Source organism: Nitratireductor sp. GCM10026969, assembly GCF_042660605.1.
In the GTDB taxonomy this organism is placed as follows: Bacteria; Pseudomonadota; Alphaproteobacteria; order Rhizobiales; family Rhizobiaceae; genus Chelativorans.
In genome coordinates, this window is the sequence record NZ_JBHSUM010000024.1 from 1 (window position 1) to 14,650 (window position 14,650).

The 14,650-nt window shown below is 65.3% G+C and carries 10 protein-coding genes; 5 read left to right on the top strand and 5 right to left on the bottom strand.

All coding sequences use genetic code 11. The features are described 5' to 3' along the window. Positions 1-215: 215 nt before the first annotated feature. Complete coding sequence (locus ACFP9U_RS07920) at positions 216-3,374, top strand: efflux RND transporter permease subunit (protein WP_378620388.1); 3,159 nt, start codon at positions 216-218, stop codon at positions 3,372-3,374. A 97-nt stretch (positions 3,375-3,471) separates the two neighbouring features. On the opposite strand, the gene ACFP9U_RS07925 is transcribed toward ACFP9U_RS07920, so the two are convergent. After that, the gene (locus tag ACFP9U_RS07925) at positions 3,472-4,230 is read right to left on the bottom strand and encodes an SDR family oxidoreductase (protein WP_378620391.1); all 759 of its coding nucleotides are present in this window, start codon (positions 4,228-4,230) and stop codon (positions 3,472-3,474) included. A 187-nt stretch (positions 4,231-4,417) separates the two neighbouring features. On the opposite strand from ACFP9U_RS07925, the gene ACFP9U_RS07930 reads away from it, so the two are divergent. The 3 genes from ACFP9U_RS07930 to ACFP9U_RS07940 all read left to right on the top strand — a co-directional run bounded on the left by ACFP9U_RS07930 (position 4,418) and on the right by ACFP9U_RS07940 (position 7,641). Continuing rightward, positions 4,418-4,708: a hypothetical protein gene (locus ACFP9U_RS07930; RefSeq protein ID WP_378620392.1), complete on the top strand. Its 291-nt coding sequence runs from the start codon at positions 4,418-4,420 to the stop codon at positions 4,706-4,708. A gap of 260 nt (positions 4,709-4,968) precedes the next feature. Next, positions 4,969-6,492, top strand: a complete 1,524-nt coding sequence (locus ACFP9U_RS07935) for a sensor histidine kinase (RefSeq protein ID WP_378620395.1) — start codon at positions 4,969-4,971, stop codon at positions 6,490-6,492. Positions 6,493-6,609: 117 nt separating this feature from the next. After that, positions 6,610-7,641 carry a phosphatidylglycerol lysyltransferase domain-containing protein gene (locus ACFP9U_RS07940; protein ID WP_378620397.1) on the top strand — a complete coding sequence of 344 codons (1,032 nt, stop codon included), beginning with the start codon at positions 6,610-6,612 and terminating at the stop codon, positions 7,639-7,641. Positions 7,642-7,773: 132 nt separating this feature from the next. Here ACFP9U_RS07940 and ACFP9U_RS07945 read toward each other — a convergent pair whose 3' ends face one another. The 4 genes from ACFP9U_RS07945 to ACFP9U_RS07960 all read right to left on the bottom strand — a co-directional run bounded on the left by ACFP9U_RS07945 (position 7,774) and on the right by ACFP9U_RS07960 (position 13,730). Next, complete coding sequence (locus ACFP9U_RS07945; RefSeq protein ID WP_378620398.1) at positions 7,774-8,550, bottom strand: SDR family NAD(P)-dependent oxidoreductase; 777 nt, start codon at positions 8,548-8,550, stop codon at positions 7,774-7,776. A 198-nt stretch (positions 8,551-8,748) separates the two neighbouring features. After that, positions 8,749-9,231, bottom strand: coding sequence for a MaoC family dehydratase (locus ACFP9U_RS07950; RefSeq protein WP_322452875.1), 483 nt, complete (start codon positions 9,229-9,231; stop codon positions 8,749-8,751). Between the two features lie 214 nt (positions 9,232-9,445). Beyond that, positions 9,446-12,565 (bottom strand): efflux RND transporter permease subunit, encoded by a 3,120-nt coding sequence (locus tag ACFP9U_RS07955; RefSeq protein ID WP_378620400.1) that lies wholly within the window; start codon positions 12,563-12,565, stop codon positions 9,446-9,448. Between the two features lie 10 nt (positions 12,566-12,575). Continuing rightward, positions 12,576-13,730: an efflux RND transporter periplasmic adaptor subunit gene (locus ACFP9U_RS07960; RefSeq protein WP_378620402.1), complete on the bottom strand. Its 1,155-nt coding sequence runs from the start codon at positions 13,728-13,730 to the stop codon at positions 12,576-12,578. Between the two features lie 229 nt (positions 13,731-13,959). Here ACFP9U_RS07960 and ACFP9U_RS07965 point away from each other — a divergent pair, with 229 nt between their 5' ends. Beyond that, a complete protein-coding gene (locus ACFP9U_RS07965; protein ID WP_378620403.1) occupies positions 13,960-14,619 on the top strand; it encodes a hypothetical protein in 660 nt (219 codons plus the stop codon). Positions 14,620-14,650 lie beyond the last annotated feature (31 nt).

The following is a 14,650-nucleotide window of genomic DNA, read 5'->3' on the forward strand; positions in this document are numbered from 1 at the left end:
GGAACTTCGCAGCCGGGCACTACCCCCCGGGCGCCCTCGGTCGAGCCGAGTTCACCGGCCATACCGGCCCCTTCGCTGCAGCAGTCTTCGCCCCAGGGCACCGACGGCGGGCCCGGCGGTACGCGCGGAAACGGTACCGCGAGCGATGCACCGTCACCCGGCGTCGGCGCCGGTGACGCCGCACCGCAAGACAGCGGAAACGGAGGCGGCGCGCAATGAGGGCGATCATCGACGCGGCCTTCAGCCGGAACCGGGTGGTTGCCATTCTCTTCGGGCTGATCCTGGTCGCTGGCGCCTTTGCCTATACGGTCATTCCCAAGGAATCGGCGCCGGACGTTCCCATCCCCGTCATCTACGTATCGGTCGCCCAGCAGGGCATTTCGCCCGAGGATGCCGTGCGGCTTCTTTTGCGCCCGCTCGAGACGGAACTGCAGTCCATAGAAGGGCTCGACGAAATGTCTTCCGTCGCCGCCCAGGGCTACGCCGCGGTCACGCTCGAATTCATCGCCGGGTTCGACGCCGATCAGGCCGAGCAGGACGTGCGCCAGGCCGTAGACCGGGCGGGTGCGGAGCTTCCGCAGGGTGCGGAAGAGCCGGTCGTGCGCGAGGTCAACGTCGCGCTTTTTCCGGTTCTCACCGTCATGCTCTCGGGCCCGGTCTCGGAACGCGCGCTGATCGATCTGGCCGAAGAGTTCCAGGACCGCTTCGAAGCGCTCACCGACGTCTTGGAGGTGGATATCGGGGGTGCGCGTGACCAGGTTCTGGAAGTGTTGATCGATCCGACGGCGCTCGAAAGCTACGACGTACCTTTCGAGCAACTGCTTGCCGGTATCGAGCGCAACAATCAGCTTGTTACCGCGGGCGCCATCGACACGGGTGCGGGCAAGCTGTCGCTCAAGGTGCCCGGCGTCATCGAGAACATCGACGACGTGCGCAATATCCCGCTGAAGGTTTCCGGTGACGCGGTCGTCACGGTGGGTGACGTCGCGGTCGTGCGCCGCGGCTTCGAGGATCCGAGCGGCTTCGCCCGCATCAACGGCCAGCCGGCCGTGGCGCTCGAAGTTAAGAAGCGCATCGGGGCGAACATCATCGAGACGGTCGAGGCGGTGAAGGCGGTCGTCGAGGAAGGTCGGGACGTGATCCCGCAGAGCGTGTCGGTCACCTATCTGCAGGACCAGTCGACCGAGGTGCGCGAGACGCTGAGCGACTTGCAGAACAACGTGATGGCGGCGGTCCTTTTGGTGATGATCGTCATCGTGGCCGCGCTCGGCTGGCGCAACGGACTTCTGGTGGGACTTTCCATACCCGGCTCCTTTCTCGCCGGAATCCTGATCATCTGGTGGATGGGGTTCACGCTCAACATCATCGTCCTTTTCAGCCTCATCCTCGTTCTCGGCATGGTCATCGATGCGGCGGTGGTCTCGACCGAACTGGCCGACCGCCGCATGGCCGGAGGTCTGGCGCCCAATGATGCATACCGGGCGGCGGCCAAGCGCATGTCCTGGCCGATTTTCGCCTCCGTGCTGACGACGCTGGTGGTGTTCTTCCCGCTTCTGTTCTGGACCGGCGTGGTCGGCGAGTTCATGAAGTTTCTCCCCATGACGGTCATCCTCGTCCTGTCCGCCTCGCTCGTCATGGGTCTGGTTTTCATCCCCGTTCTGGGCGGGCTGATCGGTCGCCGCAATCCGCGTGCGGCGCAGGAGGAGAAATCGCTGGCGGCCGCCGAGGAAGGCGATCTGGAGGATCTGGGCGGCTTCACCCGGGGCTATGTGGACATCCTGCGGCGGACGTTGCGCTGGCCCGGCACCATCCTGCTCGCGACCGCGCTCCTCCTCGTTGCGGCCGTGACGGCCTACGGGTTTTTCGGCCGCGGCGTCGAGTTTTTCCCGCAGATCGAACCACGTTTCATCCAGGCGACGGTGAAGGCGCGCGATAATCTTTCCGTGCACGAGAAGGATGCGCTGGTGCGCCAGGTGGAAGATGCGGTGCTCGGCACGGCGGGGCTGGAAAACATCTATGCGCGCACGGTCGATGAAGGTGCCGGCGCCGAGAACGTCTCTGCCGACACGATCGGGATCCTGCAACTCGACCTTCTTGACTGGGACGAGCGGCCACGTGCGGTTGATATCATAGACGAGGTGCGGGCGCGCACGGCGGAGATTCCCGGGATCGATATTCTCGTGGCCGAGCAGGAGGCGGGGCCGGGCCAGGCAAAGCCGGTGGAACTGCGCCTTTCTGGCGGCGACGGCGAAGCCATGGAAGCGGCGGCGGAAGAGGTGCGCGCCTTGATGGAGGAATTGGGCGGCTTTACCGATGTCGCGGATGACAGGCCGGTGCCCGGTGTCGAATGGCGTCTTCATGTCGACCGTGAGAGCGCTGCCCGTTTTGGCGCGGATGTGACGATGCTCGGGCAGGCCGTGCAACTTCTCACCCAGGGGCTGCAGCTTGCCGAATACCGCCCGCCGGACGTGGAGGATGCGGTCGACATCCGCGTGCGGTTTCCCGCCCGCGAGCGCACGCTCGACGGTCTTTCGCGTCTGACCGTGCCCACCGAGCGCGGCCAGACGCCGATCACCAATTTCGTGACGATAGAGCCCGCGCCGCGCACGGGCATCATTCATCGCGTCGGCTCTCGGCGCGTGGTGACGGTTGAAGCCGATGTTGCGGAAGGCCTGCTTCCGGCCGACAAGACCGCCGAGCTTCAAAGCGCTATCCAGGAGGCCGGTCTTCCGGCGGGCGTGACGGCCGAATTCGTCGGACAGCAGGAGGAAATCCGCGACGCCCAGAATTTTCTTTTGAGCGCTTTCCTCGCTGCCATCGCGCTGATGTTTCTGGTGATCGTCACCCAGCTCAACAGCATCTACCAGGCGCTGGTTGTAATGAGTGCGATCGTCTTTTCGATCGCCGGCGTGATGATCGGGCTCCTGATCACCGGACGGCCTTTCGGCGTCGTCATGGGCGGGATCGGCGTAATCGCGCTGGGTGGCATCGTCGTCAACAACAACATCGTCCTGATCGACACCTACAACGAGATGCGCGCCAAGGGGTATGAGGTGCGCGAGGCGACCATCCGCACCGGGGCCCAGCGCCTGCGGCCGGTGCTTCTCACTTCCGTCACCGACATTCTGGCTCTGATGCCGATGGTGCTGGCGCTCAATATCGATCTGCTCAATCGCCAGATCAAGTATCGCGCGCCGTCCACCCAGTACTGGACGGAGCTTTCGACCACGGTGGCCGGAGGGCTGGCGTTCGCCACTTTCCTGACGTTGATCCTGACCCCTTGCATGCTTCTGCTTGGCCACCGCGTGCACGAGCGGGTCGCACGTCTGTGGCAGCGCTGGTCCGGCCGGAGGGAAGCCGAAGCGGCGGAATGAAGACGGCTGCAGCCCGCCCTCGTGGTTCGGCAGGCTCAGCATGGGGGGGGGGCGAAGGCACGTATCGCGCCTTCGCCTGAAGTTATCCTGCATAGGTTCAGGTACGACTGATCGACACGCCGCCATCGGCGAGCATGGCCGATCCGGTTACGAAACTGGCCGCATCGGAGGCAAGGAAGAGCGCGGCGCGGGCGATCTCCTCCGGCTTTGCAACCCGCTTGAGTGCGTGCAGTCCTTCGACGAACGCTCTTTGCTCTGCCGTCTTGAAGGTGGCGGCCGGCGTGTCCGTGCCGCCCGGCAGGAGGGCGTTCACGCGAATGCCCTTCGGTCCGTATTCGGCGGCCAGTCCCTGGGTGAGGCCGACAAGGCCCGCTTTCGATGCCGCATAAGCGCTCATCCCCGGCATGCCGACCGTGTGCCCGACAAAGCTGGAGGTGAAGACGAGGGCGCCGCCGCCACACTCCAGCATGGCCGGAATCTGGTGCTTGGCGGCGAAGAAGGCGGCCGTGAGGTTTACCGTCAGCGTCTCTTCCCATTGTTCGCGCTCCAACTCCGTCACTGGGGCCAGCGTCCCGACAATACCTGCATTGTTGAAGGCGATGTGGAGGCCGCCGAAGCGTTCCCGCGCATAGGCCACGAGCGCTTCGGCGTGCGCTTCGTCGGCCACGTCGCCGGCGAGTGCGGCGGCTTCCCCGCCCGCCGCGCGAATTTCCGCCGTCAGAGCCTCCAGTTCGGACTCGCGGCGCGCGCTGACGATGAGCCGTGCGCCGGCTTCGGCAAAGAGTTTCGCCGCCGCCCGCCCGATGCCGGAGCTGGCTCCGGTGACGATGGCGACCTTGTTTTCGAGTGAAGACATTTTTGCATCCTTTCGCTATTGCACCGGCCGTTTGCCTGCACATCGCCTTGCTCGCAGACGCAGGGTGGGCGGGCCACCCGAAAACCGGCCCCGCGCGACCTGGTACAGAACGGCAGTACCGTTGCAATCAGCGGTTCGGGAACCTGGAACCTTGCTCCTGCGTTGCCGTGAAAAAGGAACCCGTCCCATGCCTCGACCCGACAAGCGCAACGACCGTGATGCTCCCGACTCCCAGGAACGCGAAGAAGAGTTGGAAGAAGGCCTGGAAGAGACCTTCCCCGCAAGCGATCCCGTGTCGGTGACGCGCGCCACGCGGACCGGCGCTCCCGGTGAGCTCGCGAAGAAGCGAAAACGCGCCGGGCAGCACGACGCGGAAGATGAGAATCTTGAAATAGGCCTGGAGGACACCTTTCCGGCCAGCGACCCCGTGTCAGCGACCACGAGCACCCATGCCGGGCCGCCGGGAAAGAAGAAATAGCCGCCGCGTGGCCATGTTTCGGCCTCTTTTGTCCTTCCTGGCATTTCCTCCGACACGAGTTCCTGCCGAGCGCTGCTCACCCGCTTTGCGCGTGCGCCCACGGTTGTTGCACGGCAGGACGAGAGCGGTCGCTTCCCGAGGATGGCCGTCGACCAGATTTTCTTGCAATATGCGTTGAACTGTTATTGAATTTTTGAAGGCGATATCGCCGATCGGAACATCCACTGGCGTATTCGCCGATTTAGTCAGGATATCGACGGATGTATGATCCCGCCGCGAGGCAGGCCAGCTATCTGGTCGGTGCAAAGGAGCTTTTGCAGGGCCTCCGTCACGGCGGAGTCGGGGTCTGGCGGTGGCGGGTCGACGGCGACGAACTGTTGTGGACCGACAATCTCGAATCCGTGCACGGGGATGACAATGTCGCCTATGACGGCACGCTCGAGAGTTTTCGCCGCGATCTTCATCCCGAAGATTTCGACCGCGTGTGGAAGGCGGTTTCCGAGGCCGTGGCCGATCGCGCCGATTACAACGTCGTCTACCGTACCCGTCCCAAGGCCGACGGCACCTTCCGCTGGATCGAGGCCCGCGGCGGGCTGGTGAGGGAGGACGGTGTCACCTGGCTCACCGGCATCTGCCTGGACGTCACGGATCGCGTTGAGGCGGAGAACCAACTGCAACGTCGGCTGAGGCAGCAGAAAGCGATCGAGGAACTCGGCAGCTTCGCCATCGGCGAGTCGAGCCTTCAGGCCGTGACGGACAGGGCAGTGAGGATCGCCGCCGAGGTGCTCGAAGTGCCGCTGTCGGAGATTCTGCAGTTCGAAGACCAGGGCCACCAACTGCGGCTGATCGCCGGTGTGGGCTGGCACGAAGGTCTGGTAGGACGCGGCACCATCGGCGTCGACCGGGACTCCCAGGCAGGGTTCACCCTTTTGGAGAACCGTCCGGTCGTGGTGGACGATCTGCGCACGGAAACCCGTTTCAGCGGGCCGGAAGACCTGCATGTTCACGGTGTGGTCAGCGGGATGAGCACTGTGATCGCCGGCGAGGCCGGCCGGCCTTTCGGCATATTCGGGGTGCATACGCGGGAGCCGCGGCGTTTCGACCGTGCCGACACGGAGTTTCTGACCGCGCTCGCCAACATTGTTGCCAACAGTGTGCGCCAGATCGCCGCCGTCGATCATCGTCTGCTGCTGGTGCGCGAAATGGCGCACCGGGCGGGCAATCTGTTGCAACTCGTCGATACGCTGGCGCACCGGACCTTCTCTCCCGACCGCGATCTCGACGAAGCCCACCGCACATTTTCCAGCAGGCTGAGTTCCCTTTCACGCGCCAACTACCTGATTGCCAAGGGCGGCTGGTCGCTGACGCGCTTTTCGGCCCTGGCGAAGGAGACGCTGGAGCCTTTTCGCGAGCGCGTGCGCCTCGATGGGGAGGACGTGCTGCTGCCGCCGGAATTGTGCTTCGATCTCGGTCTCGTGCTGCACGAACTGTCCACAAATGCCGTCAAGTATGGCTGCCTCGCCTCGGAAGAGGGCATGGTCGACCTGTGCTGGTCGCTGGTCGACGATGCCGAAGGGGAGAAGTGCTTCAGGCTGGAGTGGCGCGATGAAACGGCAGCCGGCCAGCCGCGTGGACACGGAACCGGGTTCGGCTCCAAGCTGATGCAGCTTATCATCGAGCGTAAATGGAGCGGGACGATCGAACCGCCCGCCACGAGCGGCTATCGCTTCGCATTCCTGATTCCGCTGTCGGCCGGAGCAAGGTGCCTGCCGGAAGACCAATAGCCGCCACCGTCTTCGACGGATCTGCGCCGCCATGCTCGCGGTGCGCGGTGGGGCTTGCCGAATCGTTCGTCCGTGTGCATCCATAAGGAGGGGCGCAGCAGTCGGATCGGCGTTTTCGTGAACTATTTTGCTGCAGCGCTTGCCCGCCGCGATCAGGAAGTGGGCGAAGGTTTCGTCTTCGAGTCGGCCAGACGCTCGCTGCTCGATCGCTACGGGCATTTCGCTCTTGCCTATTCCGTGGCGTTTCAGCCGGGGTTGCTGCGCTTCGGCGATGAGGCCGGATTCATCGCCTATCGGATGGTGGGCCGCACGGCCTTTGCACTTGCCGATCCGCTGGCGCCGCGCGCGCAATGGGAGCGCCTCGTTGACGCCTTCGTGGCGCAGAAGCAGGACGTGACGTTCTGGCAGGTCTCGCATGGGATGGCCGAGATCCTCGCCGGGCGCGGTTTCAGCGTTAACGAATTGGGCCTGGAAAACTGGATCGATCTCGACGGATATGATTTCTCGGGGCCGAGGAAGCGCAGTTTCCGCACCGCCGAAAACCGGCTCACCCGAAGCGGGCATCGCGTCGCGGAGATGCCGCTGGGCGTGTTCGATCCTGCCCGGCTGGAAGCCATATCGCTCGGCTGGCGCCGCACGCGGACGACCAAGCGGCGCGAGCTTTCCTTTCTCGTGCGCCCCGTCGTGCTTCGTGACGAGCCGGGCGTGCGCAAGTTCTTCCTGCTCGATGGTGACGACAAGCCGGTCGCCTTCGCATTCTTCGACCCGCTCTATAAAGAAGGCAGGATCGTCGGCTATCTCTCGGCGACACGCCGCTGGCTTCCGGATGCCGACCCGCTGTCGGCCTATTTCCTGGTGCGTCGGGCAATCGAGACGTTCCAGCGCGAAGGCGTTCCCCGCCTTTATTTCGGGCTCATGCCCTTCCATCGGATCGAAGACAAGGAGTTTACCAAGGACTGGCTGACGCGGCGGGCCTTTCGCTTCATCTACACGAATCCGATCGCCCAGCGTCTGGTCTATCCCACCCAGACGCTGGCCAGGCACAAGGAAGGCTACGGCGGCGAAAGCCGCCAGACCTACTGTGCCATGAACAAGACGCCGTCCCTGCCGCGGCTTTTGAAGCTCATCCGCGCCTGCGGGGTCGTGTAGGCGACGTTCACCTGCCTTCGTGGGTAGCCTCCAGGCCGGCGATGTCGAGCTTCATCATCTTCAACATCGCCTCGGTGACGCACCTTCGCCTGCGGCGCCCGGGCCGCGGGCAAGCCACCGAGGGCGTTTCCGTCACACCGCCGTGATGCCGCCGTCGGCGGCCAGTGCCTGGCCGGTCATGAAGCTGTTGGCCGGGTCGGCGGCGAACAGGATGACGTTCAGCACCTCGTCCACCTCCGCCAGCCGCTTCATGGGCACGCCGCGCGTCAGGCCGGCCTCTGCCCTGGTGCTTGCGACGGGAGACATCTTCAGCGTTTCCGTCACCATCTCCGTGCGCGAAAAGGAAGGGCACACGGCGTTGATGCGGATGCCCCTGGTGGCGTACTCGGCGGCGGCGGCGCGCGTCAGGCCGATAACCCCGTGCTTGGCGGCGGTATAGGCGGCAAGGCGCGGCGCGCCGGCGAGCCCGGCCACCGATGCGACGTTGACGATGGCACCCTTGCGTCCGCTGGCGCGGTGCTGCCGCTCCATCGCCGGCAACTGGTGCTTCATCGCATAGAAGACACCCATCAGGTCAACGTCGATGACACGGCGGGCCTCCTCCGAGGGGATGAGATGGAGCTTCACGAAGGTCTGGGCGATACCGGCATTGTTGATGGCGATGTCGAGCCCGCCGAAGCGCTCGCAGGCGAGGTCGACCAGCCGTTCCGAGAGGCTCTCGTCGACCACGTCGCCGGGCAGCACCGCCGTTTCCGCATCCAGCGAAGCAGCGAGCGTTTCAAGGCACGCCTTGTCGAGGTCCGAGAGGACGAGGCGCGCGCCCGCTGCGGCAAGCTTTTTCGCCAGAGGCCGGCCGAAGCCGCCGGTTGCTCCCGTCAAGAGAACCGTCAGCCCGTCAAAGCACGCCATTCAGCGCCCCTTCTTCCCGGTTGCGCGGCAGGCTCGTGGCGGTATTGCGGTCACCCGCTCCAGGTTGCATCCACCGGTTTCCTCATCGATTTTGCTGGCGAAAAGGCGCTTGACAGCGGTTCACCGGCCTTTTCCCGGTTTGCGGCTGCGGCGTCAAGCATGCTTTCACGAAAGGCGATGGCGGGCCGCAGTGGGCGGTCACGCCGCATCTTCCCCCGTCCGGTCCGGCATGGCCAGTGTCAGCCAGCGCGCCGTGAGGGCGGGCTTGGGACTGTTCTCGATTTCCACCGTCACGTCGTAGTGGGATTCGACGATGCCCGAGGGCCGCACCTTCATCTCGGCCAGCGCGAAGCGGGCGCGAATGCGAGCGCCCGATTTCACCGGGTTCAGGAACCGGACGCGGTCGAAGCCGAAATTCACGCCCATCTGCGCGCCCTCGAGCCGCGGGACCGCCTCGAAAATCATCGTGGAAAGCAGGGACAGGGAAAGGAAGCCGTGGGCGATGGTGCCGCCATAGGGCGTTTCGCGGGCGGCCCGCTCGGGGTCGGTGTGAATGAACTGGTAGTCGTCGGTTGCGGCGGCGAACTGGTCGATCATCTTCTGCGACACCGTGCGCCAGTTGGAAATGCCCACCTCTTGGCCCACCATCGCCTTGGCTTCGTCAATCCCTATCGTTTCCATCCCTGACCAATCACTCTCCATTCGCCAACGCGCCCGCCGATTCGCCCGACGGGCACCAATTCCATGCTGCACCGGTGACGCGCCGTCAATCAGCATGGGGAGCGCGCGTGGTCCGTCGCCGCCCCGCGCACAGATACCGCGCTGTGCCGGCGATGTCATGAGGGTGCCTGAGAGCGGTGTTCGTATGGTGCGGCGCTGTGCCGCGCGCCGGTGCCTATCGGGACTGCGACGCCGCGTGCTTCAGCTCGCGTTCGAGGCGGGCCTCCTCCTCCACCTTCGGCGTTATGAAGCGGCCGAGAAGGAGATAGGCGACGGGAGTGAGATAGAGGGTCGAGAGCGCCGAGAGGCCCAGCCCGCCGACGATCACCCAGCCGAGCGCGATGCGCGCCTCGGCCCCTGCGCCGCTCGCCAGCACCAGCGGCACGCCGCCGACCACGGTGCAGATCATCGTCATGGCGACGGGGCGCAGGCGAATGAGCGAGGCCTGCTCGATCGCCTCGCGCACCTTCAGTCCGCGGTCGCGCTGCTGGTTGGCGAACTCGACGATCAGGATCGCGTTCTTGGCCATGATGCCGACGAGCAGCACCAGCCCGATCTGGCTGTAGACGTTCAGGCTCGTGCCGGTCAGAAGCAGGGCGAAAACCGCGCAGGCGAGCCCGAGCGGCACGGTGGCCATGATGATGAGTGCGCTGACGAAGCTTTCGAACTGCGCGGCGAGCACCAGAAGGATGATGACCACGGCGAAGCCGAAGATCGTCAGCATGCTGTTGCCGGTCTCGCCGAGCGTCGCCGCCTCGGCCAGCGGGATGATGCGCGCGCCGGGGGGCAGGTGGGGCTCCGCGATTTCCGTTGCCCGTGCAAGCGCCGCGCCGAGGGCGAAATCGTCGCCGAGCCCGGATGTGATCTCCACCACGCGCATCTGCGACTCGCGGTCGAGCGAAGGCGGCACCGGCTCCTCGCGGAGCGTCGTGATGGTGGAGAGCGGCACGAAGCGTCCGTCGCCGGTCCTGACGAAGATGTTCTCGAGGTCGGTCGGGTCGTTGACCGGGTTGGTGGACGAGAGAAGCTTCACGTCGAAGCTCTTGTCGTCGATGAAGATCGAAGCGACCTGCCTGCCGTCGAGCAGCGCCTGGATGGCTTCGCCCATGCCTTCGATGCCGATCCCCAGGTCGGCGGCGCGCTGGCGGTCTATGTCGATCTTGAGCTGCGGCTGCGTGGCGTCGTCGGAAAGGCGCGGGCGATCGAAGCGCGGATCCTTCTCCATCTCCGCGACAATGGCCATAGCCGATTGCGTCAGCCTTTCGTAGTTGCTTCCGGCGACGGCGAAACGAAGGCCGCTGCCGGAGCCGCGGATGCCCAGGCTGTTCGGCTGAAAAGCGAAGGCGCGCACACCGGGCACGCGTGCGGCCAGCACGTTCACCTCGTCCAGGATCTCCTGCTGGCTGCGTTCGCGCTCTTCCCATGGCGCAAGGCCCAGGACGAGGAAGGCGCTGTTGGTGCTGCCGCGTCCGGTGATGGAGAAGGTGCTGCGGATTTCGCCGCGCTCGCGCAAGGGCTCGATCAACCCCTCGATCTGCCGCATCTTGCCGGCAAGATAGTCGAGGCTGACGCCTTGCGGAGCGGAAACGCGCATGAAGGCGACCGAGCGGTCCTCGTTCGGCGTGAGCTCCGATTTCACGGTGCCGAACAGCCCGTAGGCCGTGGCCGCGAAGAGCGCCGAGACGAGCAGCACCACGGCGGGGGCGTTGAGGCAGAAGCGCAGCGTCCTCTCGTAGAGACGCGCAAGGACACCGCCGAAACGCTCGATCACTCCGGGCCGTCTCTCCTCCGCCTCAACGTTACCGGTGGCGAGGAGGCGCGAGGCCAGCATCGGGCACAGCGACAGCGCGACGATCGAGGACAGGAAAACGGCGATCGCCAGAACGAAACCGAATTCGCGGAACAGGCCTCCGGCCTGGCCGGGGAGAAAGGAAAGGGGCACGAACACCGCGATCAGCGTGGCCGTGGTGGCGACGACGGCGAAGAAGACTTCCTCGGTGCCGAGGGTTGCGGCGGCGCGGGGCCCGATGCCCTGGTTGCGCCGCCGGACGATGTTTTCCAGCACCACGATGGCGTCGTCCACCACGAGACCGGTCGCCAGGACCAGCGCCAGCAGGGTGAGGATGTTGATCGAGAAGCCCGCCAGGTAGATGGCCGCGACCGTGCCGATGAGCGCCACGGGGATCGCCACCCCCGGAATGATGGTCGCCCGCACGTCGCGCAGGAACAGATAGATGACGAGCAGCACGATAGTCACCGAAATGCCGAGGGCGATTTCCACTTCGTGGATGGCGCCCCGGATGAAGGTGGCGTCGTCGCTGGTGACGGCTATGCTTATGCCCTCGGGCAGGATGGGCCTCAACTCCTCCACAGCCGCGCGCACGCCGGTCGAGATGTCGAGCGTGTTCGACTGCGCCTGGCGCAGGATGCCGAGCCCGATTCCGGGCTTACCGTTGGAGCGAAGGCGGCTCTCGCCGATATCGGGTCCGAGCGACACCGTCGCCACGTCGCCCAGTCGCACGTTGCGCGTCAGTTGAATGGCTTCCAGGTCCTCCGGCGTGGTGATCGAAGCCGTCGCGCGCACGACGAGGTCCTGCGTGTTGTTGGTCAGGGATCCCGCGGGGCTGTCGAAAGCGACGCTGGACAGCGCGTTGCCGATGTCGCCGACCGTCATGCCGAGGCTTGCGAGCCTAGCCTGGTCGATGTCGACGCGGAAGATCTTGTCCCGGTCGCCGTAGACCTGGACGCTCGCGACCCCGGGTACGGCGGCAAACCTGTCGACGATCTCGTCCTCCACATAGACGGTCATGTCCTCCACGCTCATCGTCTCGGAGGTGACCGCCAGGCGCAGGACCGGCTGCGCATCGTCGTCGGCCTTGACGATGGTCGGCGTGTCGGCATCGTCGGGAAGCTGGTTCTGGATCCGCCCGACCGCATCGCGCACGTCCGAGGCGGCTGTGTCCAGGTTCACGCTCTCGCGGAACTCGATCGTCATCCGGCTCCTGCCGAAGGAGGATGAGGAGGAGATGGCGGAAACCCCGGCGATGCGCGAGACCGCGCCCTCGATGACGGCGGTGATCTCGCGGTCGATGGTCTCGGCGGCAGCGCCGTCGAAGTTTGTCCTGACGGAAATGACCGGGCGATCGACATCGGGCAGCTCGCGCACCTCGACCCCGAACAGCGCGGCCAGTCCGGCCACCGCGATCAGCGTGTTCACCACGAAAGCGAAGACGGGACGGCGGATGAAGAGCGCCGTGATGCCGCGGCTCGCCTGATCGGTGTTCCCCGCGGTCATCGGCGCATCCTCACGAGCCGCGCACGGCGAGGTCGTTGTCCTCGCCGCCGGCGATCGGTACACCTTCGCGCACCGCATGCACCCCTTCGACCACCACCTGGTCTCCCTCGGCGAATTCACCTTCGACGAGAATGGCGTCGGCGTTGCGCTGGACGATCTCCACCGGCGTGCGCTGCGCTACCCCTTCGCGTACCACCCAGACATAAGCGCCGTCGGTGCCCCACTGGACGGACAGCGGATCGACCGCGGGATAGATCTCACCTTCGAAGCGCATGCTGATGCGGAAGGCCATGCCCGAGCGCAGCGTATCGGCGGGATTCTCGATCAGCGCCTGGATGCGGATCGTCCGGCTTTCCGGGTCGACCTGGTTGTCGATCGCGCGGACGGTGCCGCGATAGGACTCGTTCGGCCGCGCGACGGAGGACGCCGTCAGCGCCGCATCGATCGTTATCGCCGGCGCGTACCGTTCCGGTGCCCAGAAATCGACGAGGATCTGCGAACGGTCGGCAATGGTGGCGATCTCGTCGGAGGAGGTGACATAGTCGCCCGGAGAAACCGGCAATATGCCCACCACGCCGTTGATCGGCGCCACGATCCGGCGCCGCTCCAGCGCCAGGCGGGCCGTGCGCAGCTCGAGCTCGGCATTGCGCACCGCCAACTCCGCGTCGGTCTGCTGGACGGCGGTCACGGTATTGCTCGAGCGCAGCTCGATGACACGCTCCAGGCGTGCGCGCGCGTCGTCGAGGGCGAGCTCGGCACGGTCGACCGCGATGCTTTCAGCTTCCGAGTCCACACGGGCGATGACATCGCCGGCCGCGACGTCCGCGCCCGATTCGACGAGGATCTCCGTCAGCCTTCCCGCCGTGAAGGGCCGCACCGCCACCGTATGGAGCGCGCTGCCCGTGCCGATTGCGGTCAGGCGGTCGTTGATGGTGGCGCTGGTCACCGGCATGGTGATGACGGGGCTCTGTATGCCGCCGGGCCCGCCAATACCTCCGTTCCCGCCGCGCCGTCTTTCCTCCTGTGAGACGGCCGCTTCGACCGGACCCTCCGTGAGTCCCCAATGGCTGGCGATTTCCGCCGCGCCGGGAAAGAAGCGGTACCAAAGGGCGGCCGCGACCATCAGGATCAGGAGGCTCAAAAGGGCCTGCTTCCACCAGGACATTCAGTTCTCCAATGCACGGACTCGGGAGCAACGGAGGGTTGAAAACAATCCCGTAGCCCAAACCGATGCGTACACCATATGTACGGCAAGATTGGGTCTGATTTCATCCATTATATCATTAAATTACCGTAAGGGTTGGCGCCCTTCCTCCTGCCTCTCCGCCACGGCCGCGAAACCATTGCCCCCCTTCGGCGTTCGGGTGGACGGTGGAGGGAGAGGCGGGTACGACATGTGGAACTGGATCAGCCAGCAGAACGAACCGATCAATGTCGTTCTCAACGGGCTCATGCTCGTGGTCTGGGCGCTCTATTTCCAATTGCTGCTCAACGGGTATCGGCGAGCGCGGCACGCGAAGATTCTCATCAACCGCGCCAACGGCCACAGCCTCGGCACGCAATGCGTCGTGACGAACATGAGTACGGAGGCGATCTATATCGAGGGCGTGATCGCGGAACTGAAGTGTGACGACCCCGACGATACGATCGTCTGTTCCATCACCGATTGGGGCGGACGGGTGGAGCCGGAAGGTCAGTCCGAGGTGGACGGCTATCAGGGGCCGTTGAACAGCGGCCGGTCCGTTGAGCTCGGTCCTTACCACAAGATCATCGAGCACAGCCTTGGCCAGACGGGCAGGGATATCGCCTCTGTCCGCGCGCTGACGCTGACGATCGTGGCGACTTACGGATCGGAGGACAGGCCCGTCGCCGCCCAACGCAACTACGAGATCGTGGAGAGGGCGGGGCGGCGCATATTGCGGTCGGAAAGCGTCACCACGCACCAGGTCCGCTCCAAGGCGGAGCGCCGCCGCATCGAGAAGCAGATGCGCGACCAGGTAGGTGCCAGCGTGGCGGCAGGCGGCGAATCATCAATGAAAACAGCCGCGGAATGAGGCGGCGGGCGGAACAACTTAGCGGTTTTCT